Origin of the sequence: Shinella agrisoli, from assembly GCF_046557955.1 — a bacterium.
GTDB lineage: Bacteria > Pseudomonadota > Alphaproteobacteria > Rhizobiales > Rhizobiaceae > Shinella.
On the sequence record NZ_JBJIEP010000014.1, the window covers coordinates 36,122 to 54,875 of the forward strand.

Consider the following 18,754-nt stretch of genomic DNA (forward strand, 5'->3'; position numbering starts at 1 on the left):
TGCTTCACCGCCTGATCATGGTTCGCTTGACGCGCATCAGCAGTTCGCCTCCGCCGGCGCGGTATTCGGTTTCGGTGACGACGAAGAGGATGGGTCGCCCCTTGGACACGCGTTCGTGGATACTGACATAGCGAGATTTCTGCGTGACGGTCTCGCCGTGATTCGCGTAGCGGAAAAACTCGACGTCGAGGCCGCCGTTGAGAAGCGCGAGGTTCAGCGGCAGTTCCGGCAGCCGCTCGCCGCCGAAGCCGGAGAAACCGTCGAAATCCGCGTCGCGGCCGGCAAAAGGATCCGGATCGCCCCAACCCCGCCGGGCCATGAACGACGGGAAAAGCAGCGGTGCGACGGGGCCGCCGTACCGCGTGGCGTCGCTCGCGGGGTTGTAGATCGGGTCGTCGTCCATGATCGCCTGCACATAGCGGCGCACGGCACCCGGCTCCACGGGCTCGCTCAACGGTTCCTCGGCACTCTCCATGCCGATGAAGCCGCGAATTTCCTCTGTCAGCAATGTCATCGCCCGCCCCTCATCCATTGGCGGAAACCTTCGCAGGCGCCCCGCCCGACAGGCCGAGGCGCGAGCGGGCCTCCATCGCGGCACGCACCCGGCCGCCCACGGCGCCGCCCTCGATCTGCGTCACCGACGTCGCCACGCTCAGCAGCCGGTCCAGATCGACACCCGTCGCGACCCCCGAATTCTCGAATAGGAAGACGGTGTCCTCGGTCGCGACATTCCCGGTCGCTCCGGGCGCGAACGGGCAACCGCCGAGGCCGGCGGCCGAGGCATCGAAAATCCGAACGCCATGTTCGTAGGCCGTCCAGTTGGTGGCGGTGCCGAGACCGTAGGTATCGTGCGCATGGTAAGCCCAGTTCCTCGGGCCGAACAGCGCAATGCAGCGGTCGAAGGCAACTGCTACATCGACCGGCAAGGCCCGCCCCGTCGTGTCGCAGAGGGCAATTTCCGCATTGCCTGCCCAGGGCATGACCTGCTCGACGAGCGGCAACACGCGCTCGAGCGGCATCCTGCCTTCAAACGGGCAGTCGAAGGCCGTCGCGATATTGATGCGGATCCGTCCCTTGGGTTGCAGTTCCTCAAGTATCCTTCTCGTCTCCACGAGCGAATCCTGCACGGTCTTGCGGACATTGTTGGCGTTGTGGGTCTCGCTGGCGGAAAAGACGGTCACGAGGTTTTCGTTGCCCGCCTTCATCGCCAGCTCGGCGCCCTTGAAATTCGGGACGAGCACGGAGAGTTCGGCATCCGTGCGCGACGACATCCCCGCCAGCAGTTCCTCTATATCACGCATCTGCGGCAGCGCCGTCCGGCTGACGAAGGAACCGACCTCTATCCTGCGAAGCCCGGCATCGACGAGACCCTGGATGATCTCAATCTTCCGGACCGTGGGGATGAACGGCACGACGGATTGGAACCCGTCTCTTGGGCTGACATCGACAATGGTTACAGATTCCACGGCTTTTCCTCACAACTTTGGCGGATCATCGAAATCCACACAACGATACGACAGGCTCCGCCGCCTGACTTGCGCATAGTTTTCGCGCATTGTGCAGAAACCTGAGCGCCATGCCGCTGGAGGCGCATTGCACCCGCGATCTGCACAATCGACAAATTATTCGGAATTGTGCCCTTCGGCGTGCGGGCGCAAAGTTTTCGCGAGGACAAGGCGGACCGCAAGAGACCGAAAAACTGGAGGAGGAAAGACCATGAAGGGTAAGATGACGGGCAATGCAATTCTGCAGCCGACACGTCGAGACTTTCTCGCCCTCGGCGCCGGCGCCAGTGCCGCCGCGCTTTTGAGCCATAACAATGCATGGGCACAGGAATCGGTCCTGCGGGTGATGGGCGCCGATACGGACGAGGTCGACATCGCCTGGTACAAGCAGGCCAATGCCGATTTCGAGGCAGACCATCCCGGCACGCGCGTACAATACGACTACGTCAACTCCGCCAGCTCGTTTCAGAAGATCACCACCTTGCTTGCCGCCAACGACGTGCCTGACGTCTTCGGCGGACAGGGCATCGCGGCGGTCTCCTCCTTCTGGAATGTCGGTGTTCTGGAGCCTTTGAACGACGTCGTCGACGCACTCGGGAAGGACGACTTCTTCCCGAGCACGCTCGATCTCTACACCGTTGACGGAAAAGTCATGGGCGTTCCTGTCGAACGGACCAGCTTCGTCCTGTGGTATCGCAAGGATCTCGCCGAACGGGAGAACGTGAAGCCGCCCGTCACCTGGGACGACTATCTGGCCTATGCCAAGGCGACAACCCGCGACGGCATGTACGGCGTTGCGATCCCCTGCGGCATGAACCCCGCCTCGGGCCTGCGCCTGTTCGAGTTCTTCCGGCAGAACAACGGCAACATCGTGGACGAAGATCTCGTGCCGGCCGTCGATAGCCAGGCCAACCATGAGACATTGGAATTCATCCGGGAACTCTATCAGTATTCCCCGCCGGGAAGCCCGGGCTACGGCTATGGCGAAATGCTTTCGGCCTATATTACCGGGGCTGTCGCCAGCAGCATCTATTCGGGCCGCATGCTGCAGCGTGCAAGCTCCCGCAATCCCGAGATCGCCCCGTTCATCGGCGCGGTCGGGCTTCCGTACAAGGCCAAGCCCTTCGGCTTTGCCGACGTGCGCGGTGCCTTCGTCTTTGCCGGCGCCCGTAACAAGGAAGCGGCGAAGGACTGGATCCTGAAATACCGGGCCGGCGGCAAGCGTCACATCGACTGGCTCCTGACGGCGCCCGGCAACAACCTCCCGGTCCGCCAGTCGGCCGCGAGCGACCCCCTCTTCGCCGACTTCCCGATGATCAAGGAGCATCCCGACATCTTCGCCACGCTATACAACGCGGCCGATATCGGCGGCAACCTCTACAAGGAATCGGCAAATCACAAGCCCAACCCGAAGGCCGGAGCGCTGTCGGAAGGGCCGCTCCTGCCCACCATGCTCCAGCGCTTCCTGGTCAACGGAGAAAAGGCCAGCGACGTCCTTGCCTGGGGTCAGAGCCAGGTCAAGGATATGATGGCCGACATCTGATCCGCCGGGGCGACATCCGCAATCCATCACTGCCGGACAGGCATCGCTACACGGAGATCCGGACCCTTTCCGGTCTCCGCAAGGCGGCCGTGTAAACGGAAGACACACGATCCATGTTGTTAAAGAACGTTCGTATTCTCGAGTGGAATTCCGGCAGCATCACCGCGGCATTCTGCGCAAGGCTTCTGGCGGACCTCAACGGTGAAGTCCTCAAACTGGAGGAACCCGGCGGTGACGCGCTGCGCACCTATGGTCCCCTGCTCACCCTGCCGGATGGCCGGCAGGTGGGCGCCTTGTTCTCGTACCTCAACTCCGGAAAACAAATCGTCGCGGTGGACGGCGGGACGAACAACATCGAGGTGCTGCGCCGATTGGCGGCCGGCGTGGATATCCTCGTCCTGTCGGCGGACATGACCGATGCGCTTGCGCAGGCCGTCGAGGATCTGCGAAAACGCCATCTGGGACTGGTCGTCACGCAGATATCGCCTTTCGGCCGGACGTATGCGCGGGCCGATATCGGCAGTTTCTCGTCCGACATGGTCATGCAGCATCGCGGCGGCTTCGCCTATGAGCATGCGCGGCCCGTCGAGGACCCGCCGCACCAGCCCCCGGTCGCCGGCGCCGATCGCGAACTGCCGCTGGCGGCGGGCATCGCGGCAGCGGCCGCCTGCGTCAGCGGCCTGATCGCCGCCCGCCGGGATCCGGGCGCCGCGCCCTATATCGACTTCTCGAAGTTCGACTTCACCGCGCAATTGAACATTGATGCGTTCTGCGCCGCACAGCGCGGGGAAACCGCGTTCGGACGCAAGCGGCTCAGTTCTGCCGGGATCGAGGTCGCCGGCGGCCTCATATGGATCCTGCAGTGCAGCGACGGCTGGGCGATGATATCCCCCCGCGAGCAGCACCAGTGGGAGCGATGGGTCGACGTCATCGGTCATCCGGCCTGGACGGACGACGCGGCGCTTTGCGGCGACAAGGTGGTGCGGCGGCAGAACTCCGAGGACATCCAGCAGCGCCTTTCGGAATGGTCCCGCTCGCGGACGAAGGCCGAGGTCTTCCGCTTGGCACAGGACGGGCGTGTCCCCTGTTTTCCCCTGAGCACGGCATCCGACCTGCTCAAGAACGAACAGCTGGCGCATCGCGGGTTTTTCAATGCCATCGCGACGGCGGACAAAGGGGATGTGCCTGTGCCGGGGCTGCCCTTCCATCTGACAACGTCGGCAGGCCGGTCCCTGGAGAAGCGGCGCATCCTGAATATCCCGGAACCCTTGAAACGAATGCTTGATGCCGTCGAGTAAGGAGATTGCCTATATGACCCGTGGGGCGTTAAACAACATCCGCATCGTCGACCTCAGCTGGGTCGTCGCCGGGCCGATGGCAACCAAGATGCTCGCCGGCATGGGCGCCGAAGTCATCAAGATCGAATCCTCGCTGCGTCCCGAATTCACGAATCGCGGGCATATGTTCCCGGCGCTGAACAATTCCAAACGCAGCGTCAGCATCAACCTGACGACGGAGGAAGGCCGCGCACTGATCCGCGATCTCGTCAGGATCAGTGACATCGTGGTGGAGAATTTCTCCGGCCGGGTGCTCAGCAAATACGGACTGGACTACGAGTCGATGCGCCGGATCAAGCCGGACCTAATATATGTCTCCGCCTCCGGTGTCGGCCGCACGGGACCGCAGAAAGAAATGCTCGCCTATGGCACCCTGCTGCAGGCCTATAGCGGACGGGCAAGCCTGCTGGGCGAACCCAATCCGCGGCTCGAGCGGATGGGAATCTTGCCGGCCTGGACGGATCCGGTGACGGCGTTCTGGGAGATCCTGGCCATATTGTCGGCCCTGGCGCATCGGCAGGTGACGAGCGAAGGCGCCTATATCGACCAGTCCATGCTGGAAAGCACGGTCTCCCTCCTGCCCGAATCCCTGCTGAACGAGGCCCTGGGCGGGACCGGGGACATCACCACGGGCAACCACGAGCTGGATGCGGCGCCCTCCGGCTGTTTCCCGTGCGGCGGGGACGATCAATGGCTGGCGCTTTCCGTCCGGAGCGACGACGAATGGCAGCAGTTCTGCGCGCTCATCGATCGACGGGACCTCGCGGAAGACCCAGCGTTTCGGACGAAGGACGGGCGATGCGCCGCCAGGGCGGAACTCGATCGGATTGCCGCGGACTGGCTGCAGGACAAGGACGCGAATGTGGCCGAGTCGCTCCTGATGCGTTCGGGGATTTTCGCGGCCCGCTCGCGCAACATTCTCGACCTTCTCGCGGATCCGCTTATCGCGTCGCGCGACGTCTTCCCACGCGTGTCCCCATCCCGCCGGACGATCGGCATGCCATGGATGGAGGGAGGGAAACGGCCGGGAGACTTCACCGAAAGCCCGGCCCTCGGCGCCGACAACGACTACGTCCTTCAGGAGATCCTGGGCCTGAGCCAGCCGAAGATCGACGATCTCATCAGTCGGGGCATCGTGAAGTAGCCGCAAGGCCCCCGTCACCGCCCGCCCGCATCGGGCACGATGGAGGCGGCCACGGGCAGCGGCGCCGGGCGTCCAATTCATGCCTCATGGCGGACATTCAAGGCTACCGTCGCTCATCTGAAAGCCGTCTTCCGAGCGGTCCGCGACGCTGGTCGCCGGGGCGGATCAGTCCTTCAGCGCGACCGCAGGCCGGGGCTTCGCGCGACGGCCTGCGGTTACGGGCGTTATTGACCCTGGATGTAGATTACATGGGTCTCGGTGAACTCGTAGAGGCCGTGCTTGCCGTCTGCACCGCCGATGCCCGACTTCCTGCGGCCCGCATGGAACCCCTGCATCGCCTCGAAATTCTCACGATTGATGTAGGTCTCGCCGAACTTCAGCTCGCGGGAGGCGCGCAGCGCCGAATTGATGTTGCTCGTATAGATGGACGATGTCAGGCCGTACTCGGTATCGTTGGCAAGCGCGATTGCCTCGTCCAGGTTCTTCACGGCCTGCACCGGAAGGACGGGGCCGAAGGTCTCGCGGCGCATGATCTCCATGGCAGCGGTTGCGCCAACGATCAGCGTCGGCTCGAAATGATGGCCCTTGTCCTGACCGGTCACATTGCCGCCGGTCACAATGCGGGCGCCCTCTTCGGTCGCCTTGCGCACCGCCGCCTCGACCTTGTCGAGGGCGGCGCGATTGATGAGCGGCCCCATGTCGAGATCGTCCGTTTCGGACGGATCGCCCCAGCGCGTCTGTTCGAAAAGGACCTTCAGCTTTGCAATCAAGGCATCGTGCACCGGCTCTTCGACATAGAGCCGCTCGGCGCAGTTGCAGACCTGACCGGTATTGATCACGCGGGAGGCATGGATGGCCTTGGCGGCGAGGTCGAGGTCCGCATCGGCGAGCACGATCGCCGGCGCCTTGCCGCCGAGTTCGAGATTCACCCGGGTCAGGTTCTCTGCGGCCATCTGCATGATGCGGGTGCCGGTGGCGACGCTTCCGGTGAACGTCACCAGGTCGACATCCGGATGCTTGACCAGCGCCGTGCCGGCACCAGGGCCCTTGCCGCCGACAAGATTGAAGACGCCGGCCGGCAGATCGGTTTCGGCGACGAGCTCGGCAAAGACGAAGGCATTGATCGGCGTCTCCTCGCTCGGCTTGATGACGATCGTATTGCCGGTCACGAGCGCCGGCGCCATCTTCCGCGCGATCAGGAAGAACGGGAAGTTCCACGGCAGGATGCCCGCCACGACCCCGATCGGCTTGCGAAGCAGAAGCATCGTCTCCTTCGGCCGGTCGCTCGTCAGCACCTCGCCTTCGAGGCGTCGCGCCCATTCGGCCATGTAGTCGATATAGTCCGCCGTGAAATCGACCTCGACCTGGGCGAGGCTGCGGATCTTGCCCTGCTCGCGCACGATGATGTCGGCAAGCTCCGTGCGGTGCCGGCGCAGCTTGGCGCTGATTGCGCGCAGATGACCCGCACGCTCGATCGCCGGCAGTTGTTCCCACGAGGGCTGCGCCGCCTTTGCGGCCCGCACGGCCGCGTCAACCTCCTGCGCGGTGCTTTCGGGCACACGACCGACGACGGCACCGGTGGCCGGATTGAGAACATCGATCTGCGAGGCGGATGGTTCGGCGAAGCGGCCGCCAATATAGTTGCGGTAGCTTTTCGCTTCGGTCGAGAAGCGCTCGGATATTGTCCGAGCCGGGTTGTTCGATGACATTCGTCTACCTCCTCCAGGGGTCTTGCCGAGTTGTTCGGCTTTGGGCTGCATTCACGGGCCGGCCCGTGGTTGCCTGAATTCGTCGTAACGCGACCTCGCCGCGGATCTATTCCTCCGCGACGCGCCGGTGCAGCGCCATGGCGGTAAAGAGATCGAGATGGCCACCGCCGATATTCTTGAACACGGTAATGTCGCTGTCGGATGCGCGCCCCGTATGGGCACCGGTTGCCAGCTCGAAGAGATCGGCGCGGATATCCTCGAAGCGGATCACGCCGCTCTTGATCGGCTGGATTATGTCGCCGGTGCAATCATGACCCTCGCGGGTATCCATGCAGATCAGCGCCGAGCGGCTCATCACGTCGTCGTCTGCCTCGAGCATGTCCGGAAGATAGGAGCCCACAAGATCGACATGGGTGCCAGGCCTCAGGAGCGCGCCTTTGATCAGCGGCGCCGTCGCCATCGTGACGGACGAGACGATATCCGCCATGCCCAGCGCGTCGTGGAGCGAGGCCTGGACTTCAACTGCAATGCCTTCGTTCGAGAGTTCGCGTGCAACCGCCATCGCCTTTTCGGGGCTTCGGTTCCAGATCAGGAACCTGTCGAGCCCTGGCCGCACAGCGCGGTGGGCACGCACCATATGTGGGGCAAGGCCGCCTGCACCGATCACCAGGAGAACGCGTGCATCCCGGCGCGCGAGAAAGCTTGCGCCCAGCGCGGAATCCGCGGCGGTCTTGCGATAGGTCATCTCGGCGCCGTCCGAGGTCATCAGCGCCCTGCCCGTCCTGCCGTCGAAAAGCACGACGATGCCCTGGATCGACGGTTCGGGCGGTGAGCGCCCGGCATTTTCGGGGAAGACGCCGACGAGCTTGACGGCAATGGCCCGTCCCGGAGACCAGGCCGTGAGATTGACGAACGTGTTCCTGTCCGCATCGGTGATGCGCCGGTCGAGCAGCGGCATGCCTTGTTCGGCGTGGGCGCTCCTCAGCGCCTCGACCAGATAGGGATAGTCCAGCAATTCGCGGATCCGTCCGGCGTCGAGATGGATCATGGCATGCTCCTCAAAGGGCTCGCAGAAGCCGCGCGGCATCGAGCATGGCGGCATGGATGTTGCGGCTGTAGACGGCATCGCCGATGCGGAAAAGCAGGTATCGTCCCGCCTCGTTGTTCACCACGGCCTGCGGCGCCAGATCGATGAAGGCCTGGTGGTCGAGTTCGCCGAGGTTCGTCGAGGCGGGCCGCAATTCGTGGTAGAGACCGTCAATGGGCATGACACCCGCCTCCGAGACGATCTGCGTCACCTCGCGTTCCTGGTCGCGATCGCTGTAGGCCTCGCGCAACACCGCAATCAGCGCATTGCCCTCGATATACACGGACCGCAGGTAGTAACCGGGCGTCATGATCACATCGCGCTCATGCAGGCGCTTCATGAAATTGATGCGCGCCGTACCGCCCATATGGGCTCCGATCATCTGGTCGGGCGCGGCGATCTCCACCAGCGAGCCGCGCTCGGACATGAAGTCCGCCACGGTGAGGCCTTGCGTGTCGCCGGTCACATCGTAGAGGAGCACGTTCTCGCCTGGCTTCACGGCGCCGGACAGGACGTCCCAGCTTGGCGTGATATGTTCGCGGCCCGGAATCTCGGGGATCGCCGGGTGCCCGCCCGTAGCGACGATCACGACGTCCGGCTCCTCGGCCGTCACGGTCTGCGCGGTGGCGAGGGTCGACGTCCGCACGTCGACGCGCAGCTTGCGGATCTGCATGTCGAGCCATCGGCTGATACCGCCCATGTTCTCGCGCCAACCCAGGGTGCGGGCGAGCCGCAACTGGCCGCCGAGCTGCGGCTCCCTCTCGAAGAGGACCACCTCGTGGCCGCGCAGCGCCGCGACGCGCGCGGCTTCCATGCCGCCCGGTCCGCCGCCCACGATCACGACCTTCTTGCGGGCGGGCGCTCTCTTCACCTCGTGCGGCAGCTGGCCCTCGCGCCCTGTCGAGACGTTCTGGATACAGCTTGCCGGGTGGCCGTCGGAAACGCGATCAATGCAGTAGTTGGCGCCGACGCACTGGCGGATGTCGTCATCGCGGCCTTCCATCATCTTGCGAACGAGATGCGGGTCGGCGATGTGCGCGCGCGTCATCGCGATCATGTCGACATGGCCCTCCGAAACGGCGCGGGCGGCGGTGGCGAGGTCGCGGATCGCGGAGGAGTGGAAGACCGGGATATCCACTTCCGTCTTCACCGCCGAGGCGAGATAGAGGAATGCGCCGGAATCGTAGGACATGTCCGGCAGCATGCTCTGCAGGCCGCGCACCGTGTCGCCATGTCCCTGATGGACGTTGATATAGTCGAGCAGGCCGGTCGCGGCGAGCGCCCGGGTGATGTGCAGGCATTCCACGGCGTCCATGCCGCCTTCCTGCAATTCGTTGGCCACGAACTTCATGCCGAGGATGAAGTCCTTGCCGACGGCATTGCGGATTTCCTCCATGACCTCGATCACGAACCGCATGCGGTTCTCGCGCGACCCGCCGTATTTGTCGGTCCGCTTGTTGACGACGGGCGAGAGGAAGGAGTCGAGCAGGTGATGCGCGGTCGCGATCAGTTCGCAGCCGTCGATGCCGCCGCGCTGGATGCGCTCGGCCGCCTCCGCGAAATGGCGGCGCACGCGGCGGAAGTCGAAATCCTCCATCTCCTTGGCATAGGCACCATGCATCTCCTCGCGATTGGTGCTCGGGCCGATCAGCGGCAGCCAATCACGCGAGTCCCACGAGCCGCGCCGGCCGAGATGTGTGATCTGACATATAAGGGCGGCGCCATGCGTGTGGACGCGGTCGGCAAGCTGCTCGAAATAGGGGATGACGCGATCGTCGCTGACATCGATCTGGTTGAAGGGCAGCGGCGAGTCCTTCGACACGGAAGACGAGCCGCCGAAGCAGGTGAGTGCAATGCCGCCCTTCGCCTTCTCGGCGTGGTAGAGCTGGTATTTGTCCTTGGGCATGCCGTCTTCCGCATAGCCGGGTGCATGCGACGTCGACATGATGCGGTTGCGAAGGGTCAGATGTTTCAGCTTGAAGGGCTTGAGCAGGGCTTGGGTATCGGTCATGCGGGTCTGGTCCAGCGGTTCGGGTCGCGCGGGTTGAAGTCGGAAATCGTTGCCTGGACATATGCCGCGACATTGGCCCGGCGTTCGTCCTCGGACCAGCCAAGCAACGGTGCGGCGATGACGGAGACGTCCTCGACATGGGCGAGGCCGAGGTCCTCGTCCCAGCCCAGGGAAAGCCGGCGGCGCAATATGTCCTCAAGCGAACGGGCCTGTTCCTCTTCGACGGCATATCGCACGCTGGCTTCCGTGGCCCGGTTGCCCTCCGGCACCAACCGGGCGGAATAATCCAGAGGCTGCTTCGGACCCGACGGCGGGAGACGGCGCGCCACGGCGGCGGTCAGCCTGCGTCCGGCGTCGCGGTGGGTCATCAGAAGGCCGCCGGTGAAAACAAAGAAGTTCGTCATGCCCCGGTCGGTCAGGTCGTGTTCCATGACCTTCATCGAGCCCATCGGCTCGCCGTCGCGGGCAGTACGCGGACGTACGCCCGCCCAGGTATAGAGGATGTCGTCGCGGTGCAGCGGAAGGCCCGGATAGACCTGGTTCATGATCTTCAGGATGCCGTCGACCTCCGGCTCTGCGGCCCGGTAACCCGCGTGATCGGCTTGCGACGGCGTGTCCCATGGGCCGGCATAGTGCAGGTCGTCCCAGGGGATGAGATAGAAGGGAGCGCCCTCGGGCGTGATCGTCTCCATGCCGATGCCACGCATCGAAGCCGGGAGCCGCACCACGGCATTCGTTCCCTTGGCGCCCGAGTTGAGACGCGGCGCCGCGTTCGAGCAGAGTCCGGTGACGTCGTCCACCCAGGCGCCGGCGGCATTGACGATCGCCTTTGCCTCGAAGGTCCGGTCCAATCCGCCGGCAAAGCGCGCATCGACCTGCCAACCCTGGCTTCCGGAGCGCCGGATACCCACGACCTCGGCGTAGTTGAAGGCGTCCAATCCGATGTCGCGGGCCTTCATGACCGTATCCACGACGATCCGCTCGGGCCAGACATACTGATATTCGGTGAAGGCAAGTGCGCCCCGCACGTCGTCGAGATCGGCCATGCCCTGCAGGCCGGGATGTTGCCGGGCTTGCCTCGCCGACATGACCTTGAGGTCGAGAGGCACGCCCTTGTCGAAGAGAGACATGATGCCGAAGGCAAGCCTTGCGCGCAGGCCCGAGATCGCGCTGCGGGCATTGAAAGGAACCACGAATTCGAGCTTGCGCACGCGCTCTGGCGACGTCTTCACGAAGTCGCCGCGCTCGCGCATCGCACGCCGGGCGAGCTCCATGCATTCCAGCGCGTAGGCCGGGCGGCCGATGAAGTTCCATATCGAGTGGTTCGCTGCTGAAAAATAGGTCAGACCGCAATGCTGCAGGCGTGACGTACGACTACTGGTGGCTGCCCCGTAGTCGCCACGCTCAAGCAGCGCGGTCCTGTAGCCGGCAGCCGCAAGGTGCTGGCCGGCGCCAGCCCCGATGATACCGCCTCCGATGACGACGACGTCGTAAGCGCTAACCGTCATTGTCCTCTTTCCTGAATGATGTTCTTGTCTTTGAGAAAGCCGAGGATGCGATGCGCCGCCTCGTCCGGCGTCAGGCCGACCAGGGGCACGCTGTCGCCGGCCGCCTGACCGGCCGTGATCTTCTTCGGCCTCCGGCGCGCTGGCACCCGCGTCCAGGTCGCTGCCTCGTGATCCTTCGCAACAGTTCCGGCGGTCACCAGCAAGGTGCCGCGCCTCGAACGGGCAAATGCGCGGGCGCGCGGCGCCGGCGCCAGCTCGCCTGCGGATACGATCGCCGGAAGCGGGACCGCCAGGCGGCGACGCGTCGCGCCGCGATAGGCCTGGACCACGATCGCCTCGCCGGCATCGATCGCATCGATCGAAGCTATGCTGGAGATGTGCCTGATGCCGAGACCGTGCGCGAGGAGATAAGGCACCATCCCGCTCGCCTCGCCGGCATCGGCGGCCATGCCGGTCAGCACCAGATCAGGATTCAGTTCGGCAAGGCGCCCGAGAAGCGTGGGCACGACGTCGTCGCCGTCGGTCCAGCTCCCGAGAACCTCGATCGTGGCAAGGCCCATGCCGAGATAGTCTCGCAGGCCTATGTTCGATGCATCGCCGACATGCAGGGCGGTGGGATCGGGGCTGAGGCGCAACGCCATTTCCAGTGCGCGCGCATCGCCGGGCGCCATGCGTGCCCGGCCCGAGACCGGATGGATGCCGGCCGAGAGGAGGACGACGACCTTGGGATCATCCATCGGTCTGCCCTCCGGCAAGCCGGGCCAAGGCCGGCATGACCTGCTGGGCGTCGGCAATGATGGCAAGATCGGCGCGCTTGACCATCGCCGCATGCAGGTCGGTGTTGACGGCGATGACATAGCGGCAACGCTGCACGCCCTGCAGATGTTGGGGCGCACCGGAAATGCCGAAGGCCAGATAGCAACGCGCCTCCACCAGCGTGCCGGAGGCGCCGACCTGGCGATGCCGGGGCAGATGCCCGGCATCGACGACCTGACGGCTTCCGGCGATGGTTCCGCCAAGCGCTTCCGCGACGCTGCGAAACGCCTCCCAGTCGGTGACGCCGTCGCCGGCGCTGACGATGAAACGCGCCTCGCCGAGCGGCGCATCGAGCTGCGGGGTGGTGACGACGCCGAGGTCGCGAACGCCGGGGAGCGTCTCGCAGAGTTCCATCTCGATCCGCCTGCCTTCACGCGCAACGCCACTCTCGTAGGCGTCGAACCGGCCCGGCGCGATCGTCGCGACCCTCGGCAGCGGCCGGGAGACCTCGGTTCGGCCTCCGGCCTCTTGGAAGGTGACTCTCTTGTTCGAGAGCAGATGCACGGACGTGGCCGGCCGCTCTCCAAGCAGGATGGCCGTACGCCGGGCGACATCGGCATCCGCTCCGCCTTCGCCGAAGAACACGTGCCGTGCCTTGAAGCGCTCCATCACGGCCACGACATGCGCTGCGAGAACATCCGGGTCGGTCGCCGGCGGCAGCACGACGGCACGGTCGGCGCCGATCTGTCCGAAGTCCGTCTCAGGGTCCTGAAGGCCGACGCGCACCATGACGACGCCGCCGCCCATTTCATCGGCCACCCTGTGCGCCGTGCCCAGCAGCTCGCGTTCGGCATCCGGCCACGGCTCTTCCGGAAGGCTGACGACGACGATCCAGGGAACGTCATCCGCCAGCACGATCCGCTGCGGTGCCATGGGTAGGCGCTCGGCGTGGCCGATCCGGACCGTCGCGCGGCCAGTGCGCAGCTCGCGGCGGAGCCGCTGGCCCTTGTCCTTGTGCGGATCGCGACGCGGCAGGCCGCTGGCGCCGAAGCGCTCGGCGGCCTTAGCCTCGTGATCCCCTTCATGCCGGCGCGGATCGATACGCGGCATAGCGCCGGGGGGCGAAGGAGCGCGCCTTTGCCTGCGAATGCGCATCATGGCCGGGCCTCGCCCGCCGCCACAAGCAAAAGCTCGGCGATGTCGATGATTTCGAGCCGAGGCTGCGCGACGCCTTCCAGCATCTGCGTGCAGTACGGGCAGGCCGTGATCAGGAGTTGCGCGCCGGTTTCCCTGGCGTCGCCCATGCGCATGTCGGGAATGCGCCTGTCGCCCGCAATATCGGTGATCGGCGCACCGCCGCCACCTCCGCAACAGCGCGAGCGCATGCCCGAGCGCTCCATCTCCACGAAATCCGTCGAGATGGCGGACAGCAGCGTGCGCGGCGCGGTCGTCTCGCCGTTGTAGCGGCCGAGATAGCAAGGGTCGTGATAGGTCAGGCGCCGGTCTTCCAGGCGATCGGGCTTGAGCCTGCCTTCCTCCACGAGACGCATCAGCACTTCGGTGTGGTGCTCGACGCGTAGCGAGGTGCCGAACTGGCGATACTCGTTGCGCAGCGAATGGAGGACATGCGGATCAATCGTGACGATGCGCCTGAACCTCAATCCGGAGAGAATGCGCGTGTTCTCCGACGCAAGCCGGATGAAGCCCGCCTCGTCGCCCAGACGCCGCGCAAGATCGCCGCAGTCGCGCTCCTCTTCCAGAACGGCGAAGTCGACGCCGGCCTGGCGCAGGAGCGTGACAAGCGCGCGCAGCGTACGCTGGTTGCGGCGGTCATAGGCCGTTTCGCCGAGCCAGAGCAGGACATCGACCTCGCAGTCCGGCGTCGCCGCCGGCAGGGCGAGATCGGCGGCCCAGTCGAGACGTTCGGATAGAGCCCGGCCGCAGGCCGTGTCGGTCTTGTCGAGATTGTCGAGCACCTCGGCCGCCTTGCCGGGAGCGGCGGCCTCCTCGAGGGTCTGGAAGCGGCGGATGTCGATGACCGCGTCGACATGCTCGATCATCATCGGGCACTCCTGGACGCAGGCGCGGCAGGTCGTACAGGCCCAGAGTGTTTGGGGCGCGATGCCGAGCACCGCATCCGCTCGATCCGAAACCAGCGGCGCGGCCGGCCCGGCGGCAAAGCGCGCCAGATCAATATGGGGATGCGGGCTTCCGGAATAGCTCAGAGGCGTGCCGGGCGCGGAAAGATTACCGGCGATATCCTGGATGAGACGCTTGGGATTGAGCGGCATGCCGGCGGCGAAGGCCGGACAGGCGCTTTCGCAGCGGCCGCATTGGACACAGGAATCGAAACCGATCAGCCGGTTCCAGGCAAAGCTTCCGGCGGTCTCGGCACCCAGAACGGGCGCATCGAGGTCGAGCGCGCGCAGGGCTGCTTCCGGCTTGTTCGCTCCGAAGCGAGCCGGGCGGGGATGGAAGGCAAGGTGCAGAGCACCCGCGATGGCATGACGCATCGGGCCGTCGGCCACGGTCCAGGCCAGCCACCCGAGACCGGCCAGGCCGCATGCGAAAGCGATGCCGATGGATACGGTCCCGGCGGCAGGCGTCTCAAGGAGCACGGCGACGGAAAGGGTTGCGAAGGAAGCGATGACCAGCGCGAAAGCCGGCGTCAGCAGCGACCACTTGCCGCCGGAAAGGTGGGCCGGCCGGCGAGGCAATCGGCGACGGCCCTGAAGGAACAGGCCGTAGAGTGCGACGGCGCAGGCAGCCAGGATCATCCAGGACAGGGCGCGTGCCCCATTGAGGAAGACGAGAGCGGCGACGAGAACCAGCACCAGCAGCAGGCCGCCGGCAAGCGTGGCGTGCATGCGCGCGTTTTCCGGCTTACGCGCCACGACTTCGTGCACGTCGTGCAGGTATCGCCGCGGCATGCTGGCGAGACCGGCAAGAACAGGCACCCGGGCACCGGCGCCCGCCTGCCAGCGCATCGCAAGCATGGCGACCCTGACCATGGCGACCAGGACGCCGAAGGCAAGTATACCGAGCATGGCTGTCGTGGGTTCGGGCACGTGACTTGTCCAGAAAGGAGCGAGTTCGATGTCGCAGGCGGGATGATCTCCCGCCTGCCGGAGCCGTTTGCAGGCCTTGATCGCTAAAGCGGGCGCTATTCGATGAGGCGCGGCGCGCCGGTATCGGCAGCGGAGGCTTCGAGGCCGTGCTTCACGAGGATCTCGGCGATCTTGCCGCTCTTGTGCAGTTCGGCGATGTCGGCGTCGATCGCGGCCGAGAAGGCCTCATTCTTCTTGCTCATCGGAAAGGTGCCCTGGCCGGCTTCACGCGAGGCGGCGATGCGCTCGTCGGCATCCATGACCTTCACCTGGATGCCGTTCAGCGTGCCCTGCTTGATGGCGTTGATGCCGGTCGAGTAACCGTCGAAGGCAGCCGCCAGGCGGCCGGCAACGAGATCCTGATGCATGGCGACCGAGGTCGGATAGAGCTTGAGGTTCTCGCCGAACACCTTCTGAAGGTCTGCGACCCAGAGGTTGCCCTGCACGGAGCCAACGGTCTTGCCTTCCAGCGTGCTCACTTCGGTGAGGCCCTCCTTCGAGAAGATTGCCATCTGGTCAAGGTAGAGCGGTGCCGACAGATTCACGACGCGGGTGCGCTCCTTGGTCCGGTACCAGGCGCCGGTGCTGACGTCAGCGCGGCCCGAGACGACCGTCTGGATGCCGGCTGCGGCATCGGTCGGCAACGTCTTGAGCTGAAGGCATTCCATCTTGGCGATCTCCGCCAAGATGTCGGCATCCACGCCCTGCACGTTGCCCGAGCTATCGATGTAGGAGAATGGTGCAAAGGTCACGGCACCGACCGTGATGAAGCCGGCCTCGACCGTTGTGATCTCGTGCTTCGGCTTACAGTCCTGCGCATAGGCCGAAACGGTCATGATGGCAGTCGTGGCGAGTATGCAAGCAAGCAGTTTGGTCATATGCATTTTATGTTCCTCTGGAAGCTATCGTTGCGAATACGCGCCTGCCCTGCGTTCCGCCCATGAGACGATGAACGAGGCGGGGATACAGACGGCCACGTAGAAGATCCCGGCCACGCCGAGCGCGGGAAAGTAGAAGAACTGCATCGAGCCGATGTCGTAGGCGCGGCTGATGAGTTCAGGCACGGCGATCGCGAAACAGAGCGACGTGCCCTGGAAGACCAAGATGGCGAAGCCGAGCAGCGCCGGGATCGCGACGCGGACACCCTGCGGTATGATGACGAAGCGCAAGCCGTCCCAGCGGGTCATGCCGAGCGCCATCACAGCCTCGCTCTGGCCCGCCGGTACCGCTTCCAGGCCCGAACGGATGATCTCGCTCGTATAAGCGCCGGTGTTGAAACTGATGGCGATGCAGGCCGCGACGAAGGCGCCGACCGACAGGCCGGCATTGGGCAGGCCGAAATAGACGAACTGCAGCAGCACCAGCGCCGGGGCGCCGCGGCCGATCTCGACCAGCGCCAGACAGAGATAGCGGATCGCCCGGTTCTTCACCTGCACGCCCAGAGCGAACAGGAAGCCCAGCGGAATGCCGATCGCGAGCGACACCAGCGTGATGCGCACGCTGATCAGGAAACCGTTCCAGAAGGAGGGAAGCCAGCTACGGACATCTTCCCAGGTCACACCCATGAGCAAAGCGTCCATCAGCGAGATACCTTTGCACGAAGGTGGCGCTCGGCCTCACGCGACAGGGCGGCAACCGGCAGGCTCAGAAGGATGTAGAGGAGGCCGACAACCGCGTAGACTTCGAGGCCCCGATAGGTTTGCTGCGAGATCTGGTTGCCGCGAAAGGCAAGCTCGGCCACGCCGATCGTCGAGGCGATCGCGGAGTCCTTCATCAGACCGATCGCATAGGTCGCGGCAGAGGGAATCGAAACGCGCACCATCTGCGGGATCAGGATGTCGTGGTAGAGGCGGTATGTGCTGAAGTTGAGCGCGGTCGCGGCCTCGTACTGTCCGTGATGAATCGCGACCATGCCGCCGCGGTAGATCTCAGCCATGTTGACGGCGGCGATGAGGCCGAATGCCACGACCGCGGCCGAGAATGCGCTGAGCGTGATGACCCCGGAACCGAGGCCGAAGAAGATCAGGAAGAGCCAGAGGATCGGCGGGACCGACCGCACGAAGCTGATGATGCCGACCGTCAGGAGACGAAGCGGCGCAAAGGCCGACTGCGCGGCGAGCATCAGCGGAAAGCCGATAATCGCCCCGAAGAGAAGCGCCAGCCCCGTCACCGCTATGGTAATCGGCAGTCCGGCAAGGACATAGAGCGCGGTGTCGAAGGTCATCGTTCGTTGACCGCGCGCAGGAAGCGGATGGCGCGCTCCGATCTCGGCGACCGGATGACGTCGCGGCTCGGCCCATATTCGATGACCTGGCCGTCGGCCATGATCATCGCGTGGTCCGATACGTTCTCGGCAAAGCCCATCTCGTGTGTTACGACGATCATCGTCATGCCGCTTTCGGCGAGCTGGCGCATGACTGCCAGCACTTCCAGGCCGAGTTCCGGGTCGAGCGCCGATGTCGGCTCGTCAAAGAGCATGACCTTCGGATCGAGCGCGAGCGCCCGGGCGATGGCGATGCGCTGCTGCTGGCCGCCCGAACATCGGCCCGGATACTGCTGCGCCTTGTCGGCCAGGCCGACGCGATCCAGAAGCTGCATCGAAACCTTGTCGGCTTCGGTGCGGGGCCGGCGGAGCACCCGCTGCTGCGGCAGGCTGACATTCTGCAGCACGCTCATATGCGGGAAAAGGTTGAAGGACTGGAAGACCATGCCCAGGCTGCGGCGCAACTGGAAAAGCTCGTGCCGCCTGGGCTCGGTACCGCCTTGCACGGCGAGCCCGTTCACCGCGACGATGCCCGAGTCCGGCTTTTCCAGGTAGTTGATGCAGCGCAGGAGCGTGGACTTGCCGGACCCGCTGGGTCCGATGATCGCCAGAACCTCGCCGGCCCGGACCTCCAGATCGACGTTTTTCAACACGGCATGGCTGCCGTAGCTCTTACAGATGCCTTGCAGCTTGACGACGGGGGACGCGTTCATGGCTCGTCCTTGGCTATTGCCCGCGCAAGGTGCGACGAGGCTTGGCTTTGCATACCTCCTGGCGGAGGAGC

Annotated in this window: 16 protein-coding genes; 3 read left to right on the forward strand and 13 right to left on the reverse strand. The window is 64.9% G+C overall.

Annotated elements, in window-relative coordinates; translation table 11 throughout:
* Positions 1–4: 4 nt before the first annotated feature.
* Together ACIIOY_RS15660 and ACIIOY_RS15665 are read right to left on the reverse strand one after the other, a co-directional pair.
* Positions 5–532: an FAS1-like dehydratase domain-containing protein gene (locus tag ACIIOY_RS15660; RefSeq protein WP_411035609.1), complete on the reverse strand. Its 528-nt coding sequence runs from the start codon at positions 530–532 to the stop codon at positions 5–7.
* On the reverse strand, positions 525–1,466 hold the full coding sequence (locus tag ACIIOY_RS15665) for a hydroxymethylglutaryl-CoA lyase (RefSeq protein ID WP_411035610.1): 942 nt from the start codon (positions 1,464–1,466) through the stop codon (positions 525–527). Before ACIIOY_RS15665 ends, ACIIOY_RS15660 begins: the two co-directional genes overlap by 8 nt.
* 250 nt (positions 1,467–1,716) lie before the next feature.
* Here ACIIOY_RS15665 and ACIIOY_RS15670 point away from each other — a divergent pair, with 250 nt between their 5' ends.
* The 3 genes from ACIIOY_RS15670 to ACIIOY_RS15680 all read left to right on the forward strand — a co-directional run bounded on the left by ACIIOY_RS15670 (position 1,717) and on the right by ACIIOY_RS15680 (position 5,529).
* On the forward strand, positions 1,717–3,048 hold the full coding sequence (locus ACIIOY_RS15670; protein ID WP_411035611.1) for an ABC transporter substrate-binding protein: 1,332 nt from the start codon (positions 1,717–1,719) through the stop codon (positions 3,046–3,048).
* 113 nt (positions 3,049–3,161) lie between these two features.
* Positions 3,162–4,346, forward strand: a complete 1,185-nt coding sequence (locus ACIIOY_RS15675; RefSeq protein WP_411035612.1) for a CoA transferase — start codon at positions 3,162–3,164, stop codon at positions 4,344–4,346.
* A 13-nt stretch (positions 4,347–4,359) separates the two neighbouring features.
* A complete protein-coding gene (locus tag ACIIOY_RS15680) occupies positions 4,360–5,529 on the forward strand; it encodes a CaiB/BaiF CoA transferase family protein (protein ID WP_411035613.1) in 1,170 nt (389 codons plus the stop codon).
* 224 nt (positions 5,530–5,753) lie between these two features.
* Here ACIIOY_RS15680 and aldA read toward each other — a convergent pair whose 3' ends face one another.
* The 11 genes from aldA to ACIIOY_RS15735 all read right to left on the reverse strand — a co-directional run bounded on the left by aldA (position 5,754) and on the right by ACIIOY_RS15735 (position 18,683).
* Positions 5,754–7,238, reverse strand: a complete 1,485-nt coding sequence (gene aldA / locus ACIIOY_RS15685; protein ID WP_411035614.1) for an aldehyde dehydrogenase — start codon at positions 7,236–7,238, stop codon at positions 5,754–5,756.
* Between the two features lie 106 nt (positions 7,239–7,344).
* Positions 7,345–8,286 (reverse strand): ornithine cyclodeaminase family protein, encoded by a 942-nt coding sequence (locus tag ACIIOY_RS15690; protein ID WP_411035615.1) that lies wholly within the window; start codon positions 8,284–8,286, stop codon positions 7,345–7,347.
* Positions 8,287–8,296: 10 nt separating this feature from the next.
* Positions 8,297–10,336, reverse strand: a complete 2,040-nt coding sequence (locus ACIIOY_RS15695) for an oxidoreductase (protein ID WP_411035616.1) — start codon at positions 10,334–10,336, stop codon at positions 8,297–8,299.
* On the reverse strand, positions 10,333–11,844 hold the full coding sequence (locus ACIIOY_RS15700) for an FAD-dependent oxidoreductase (RefSeq protein WP_411035617.1): 1,512 nt from the start codon (positions 11,842–11,844) through the stop codon (positions 10,333–10,335). The genes ACIIOY_RS15695 and ACIIOY_RS15700 overlap by 4 nt, the downstream gene beginning before the upstream one ends.
* The gene (locus ACIIOY_RS15705) at positions 11,841–12,581 is read right to left on the reverse strand and encodes an adenine nucleotide alpha hydrolase family protein (protein ID WP_411035618.1); all 741 of its coding nucleotides are present in this window, start codon (positions 12,579–12,581) and stop codon (positions 11,841–11,843) included. Before ACIIOY_RS15705 ends, ACIIOY_RS15700 begins: the two co-directional genes overlap by 4 nt.
* Positions 12,574–13,758, reverse strand: coding sequence for an electron transfer flavoprotein subunit alpha/FixB family protein (locus ACIIOY_RS15710; RefSeq protein WP_411035619.1), 1,185 nt, complete (start codon positions 13,756–13,758; stop codon positions 12,574–12,576). The genes ACIIOY_RS15705 and ACIIOY_RS15710 overlap by 8 nt, the downstream gene beginning before the upstream one ends.
* Positions 13,755–15,647, reverse strand: a complete 1,893-nt coding sequence (locus tag ACIIOY_RS15715) for a DUF3483 domain-containing protein (RefSeq protein WP_411035730.1) — start codon at positions 15,645–15,647, stop codon at positions 13,755–13,757. Before ACIIOY_RS15715 ends, ACIIOY_RS15710 begins: the two co-directional genes overlap by 4 nt.
* Before the next feature lie 116 nt (positions 15,648–15,763).
* Positions 15,764–16,591 (reverse strand): substrate-binding periplasmic protein, encoded by an 828-nt coding sequence (locus ACIIOY_RS15720; protein WP_411035620.1) that lies wholly within the window; start codon positions 16,589–16,591, stop codon positions 15,764–15,766.
* A gap of 18 nt (positions 16,592–16,609) precedes the next feature.
* Complete coding sequence (locus tag ACIIOY_RS15725) at positions 16,610–17,287, reverse strand: amino acid ABC transporter permease (RefSeq protein ID WP_411035621.1); 678 nt, start codon at positions 17,285–17,287, stop codon at positions 16,610–16,612.
* Positions 17,287–17,931: an amino acid ABC transporter permease gene (locus ACIIOY_RS15730; RefSeq protein ID WP_411035622.1), complete on the reverse strand. Its 645-nt coding sequence runs from the start codon at positions 17,929–17,931 to the stop codon at positions 17,287–17,289. Before ACIIOY_RS15730 ends, ACIIOY_RS15725 begins: the two co-directional genes overlap by 1 nt.
* On the reverse strand, positions 17,928–18,683 hold the full coding sequence (locus tag ACIIOY_RS15735; protein WP_411035623.1) for an amino acid ABC transporter ATP-binding protein: 756 nt from the start codon (positions 18,681–18,683) through the stop codon (positions 17,928–17,930). The genes ACIIOY_RS15730 and ACIIOY_RS15735 overlap by 4 nt, the downstream gene beginning before the upstream one ends.
* Between the last annotated feature and the right edge of the window lie 71 nt (positions 18,684–18,754).

Bases quoted from the DNA above. Each gene is read 5' to 3' on its own strand.
- ACIIOY_RS15660 (WP_411035609.1), bottom strand. From the start codon at position 532: ATGGATGAGGGGCGGGCGATGACATTGCTGACAGAGGAAATTCGCGGC.
- ACIIOY_RS15670 (WP_411035611.1), top strand. From the start codon at position 1,717: ATGAAGGGTAAGATGACGGGCAATGCAATTCTGCAGCCGACACGTCGA.
- ACIIOY_RS15675 (WP_411035612.1), top strand. From the start codon at position 3,162: ATGTTGTTAAAGAACGTTCGTATTCTCGAGTGGAATTCCGGCAGCATC.
- ACIIOY_RS15680 (WP_411035613.1), top strand. From the start codon at position 4,360: ATGACCCGTGGGGCGTTAAACAACATCCGCATCGTCGACCTCAGCTGG.
- aldA (WP_411035614.1), bottom strand. From the start codon at position 7,238: ATGTCATCGAACAACCCGGCTCGGACAATATCCGAGCGCTTCTCGACC.
- ACIIOY_RS15690 (WP_411035615.1), bottom strand. From the start codon at position 8,286: ATGATCCATCTCGACGCCGGACGGATCCGCGAATTGCTGGACTATCCC.
- ACIIOY_RS15695 (WP_411035616.1), bottom strand. From the start codon at position 10,336: ATGACCGATACCCAAGCCCTGCTCAAGCCCTTCAAGCTGAAACATCTG.
- ACIIOY_RS15700 (WP_411035617.1), bottom strand. From the start codon at position 11,844: ATGACGGTTAGCGCTTACGACGTCGTCGTCATCGGAGGCGGTATCATC.
- ACIIOY_RS15705 (WP_411035618.1), bottom strand. From the start codon at position 12,581: ATGGATGATCCCAAGGTCGTCGTCCTCCTCTCGGCCGGCATCCATCCG.
- ACIIOY_RS15710 (WP_411035619.1), bottom strand. From the start codon at position 13,758: ATGATGCGCATTCGCAGGCAAAGGCGCGCTCCTTCGCCCCCCGGCGCT.
- ACIIOY_RS15715 (WP_411035730.1), bottom strand. From the start codon at position 15,647: ATGCTCGGTATACTTGCCTTCGGCGTCCTGGTCGCCATGGTCAGGGTC.
- ACIIOY_RS15720 (WP_411035620.1), bottom strand. From the start codon at position 16,591: ATGCATATGACCAAACTGCTTGCTTGCATACTCGCCACGACTGCCATC.
- ACIIOY_RS15725 (WP_411035621.1), bottom strand. From the start codon at position 17,287: ATGGACGCTTTGCTCATGGGTGTGACCTGGGAAGATGTCCGTAGCTGG.
- ACIIOY_RS15730 (WP_411035622.1), bottom strand. From the start codon at position 17,931: ATGACCTTCGACACCGCGCTCTATGTCCTTGCCGGACTGCCGATTACC.
- ACIIOY_RS15735 (WP_411035623.1), bottom strand. From the start codon at position 18,683: ATGAACGCGTCCCCCGTCGTCAAGCTGCAAGGCATCTGTAAGAGCTAC.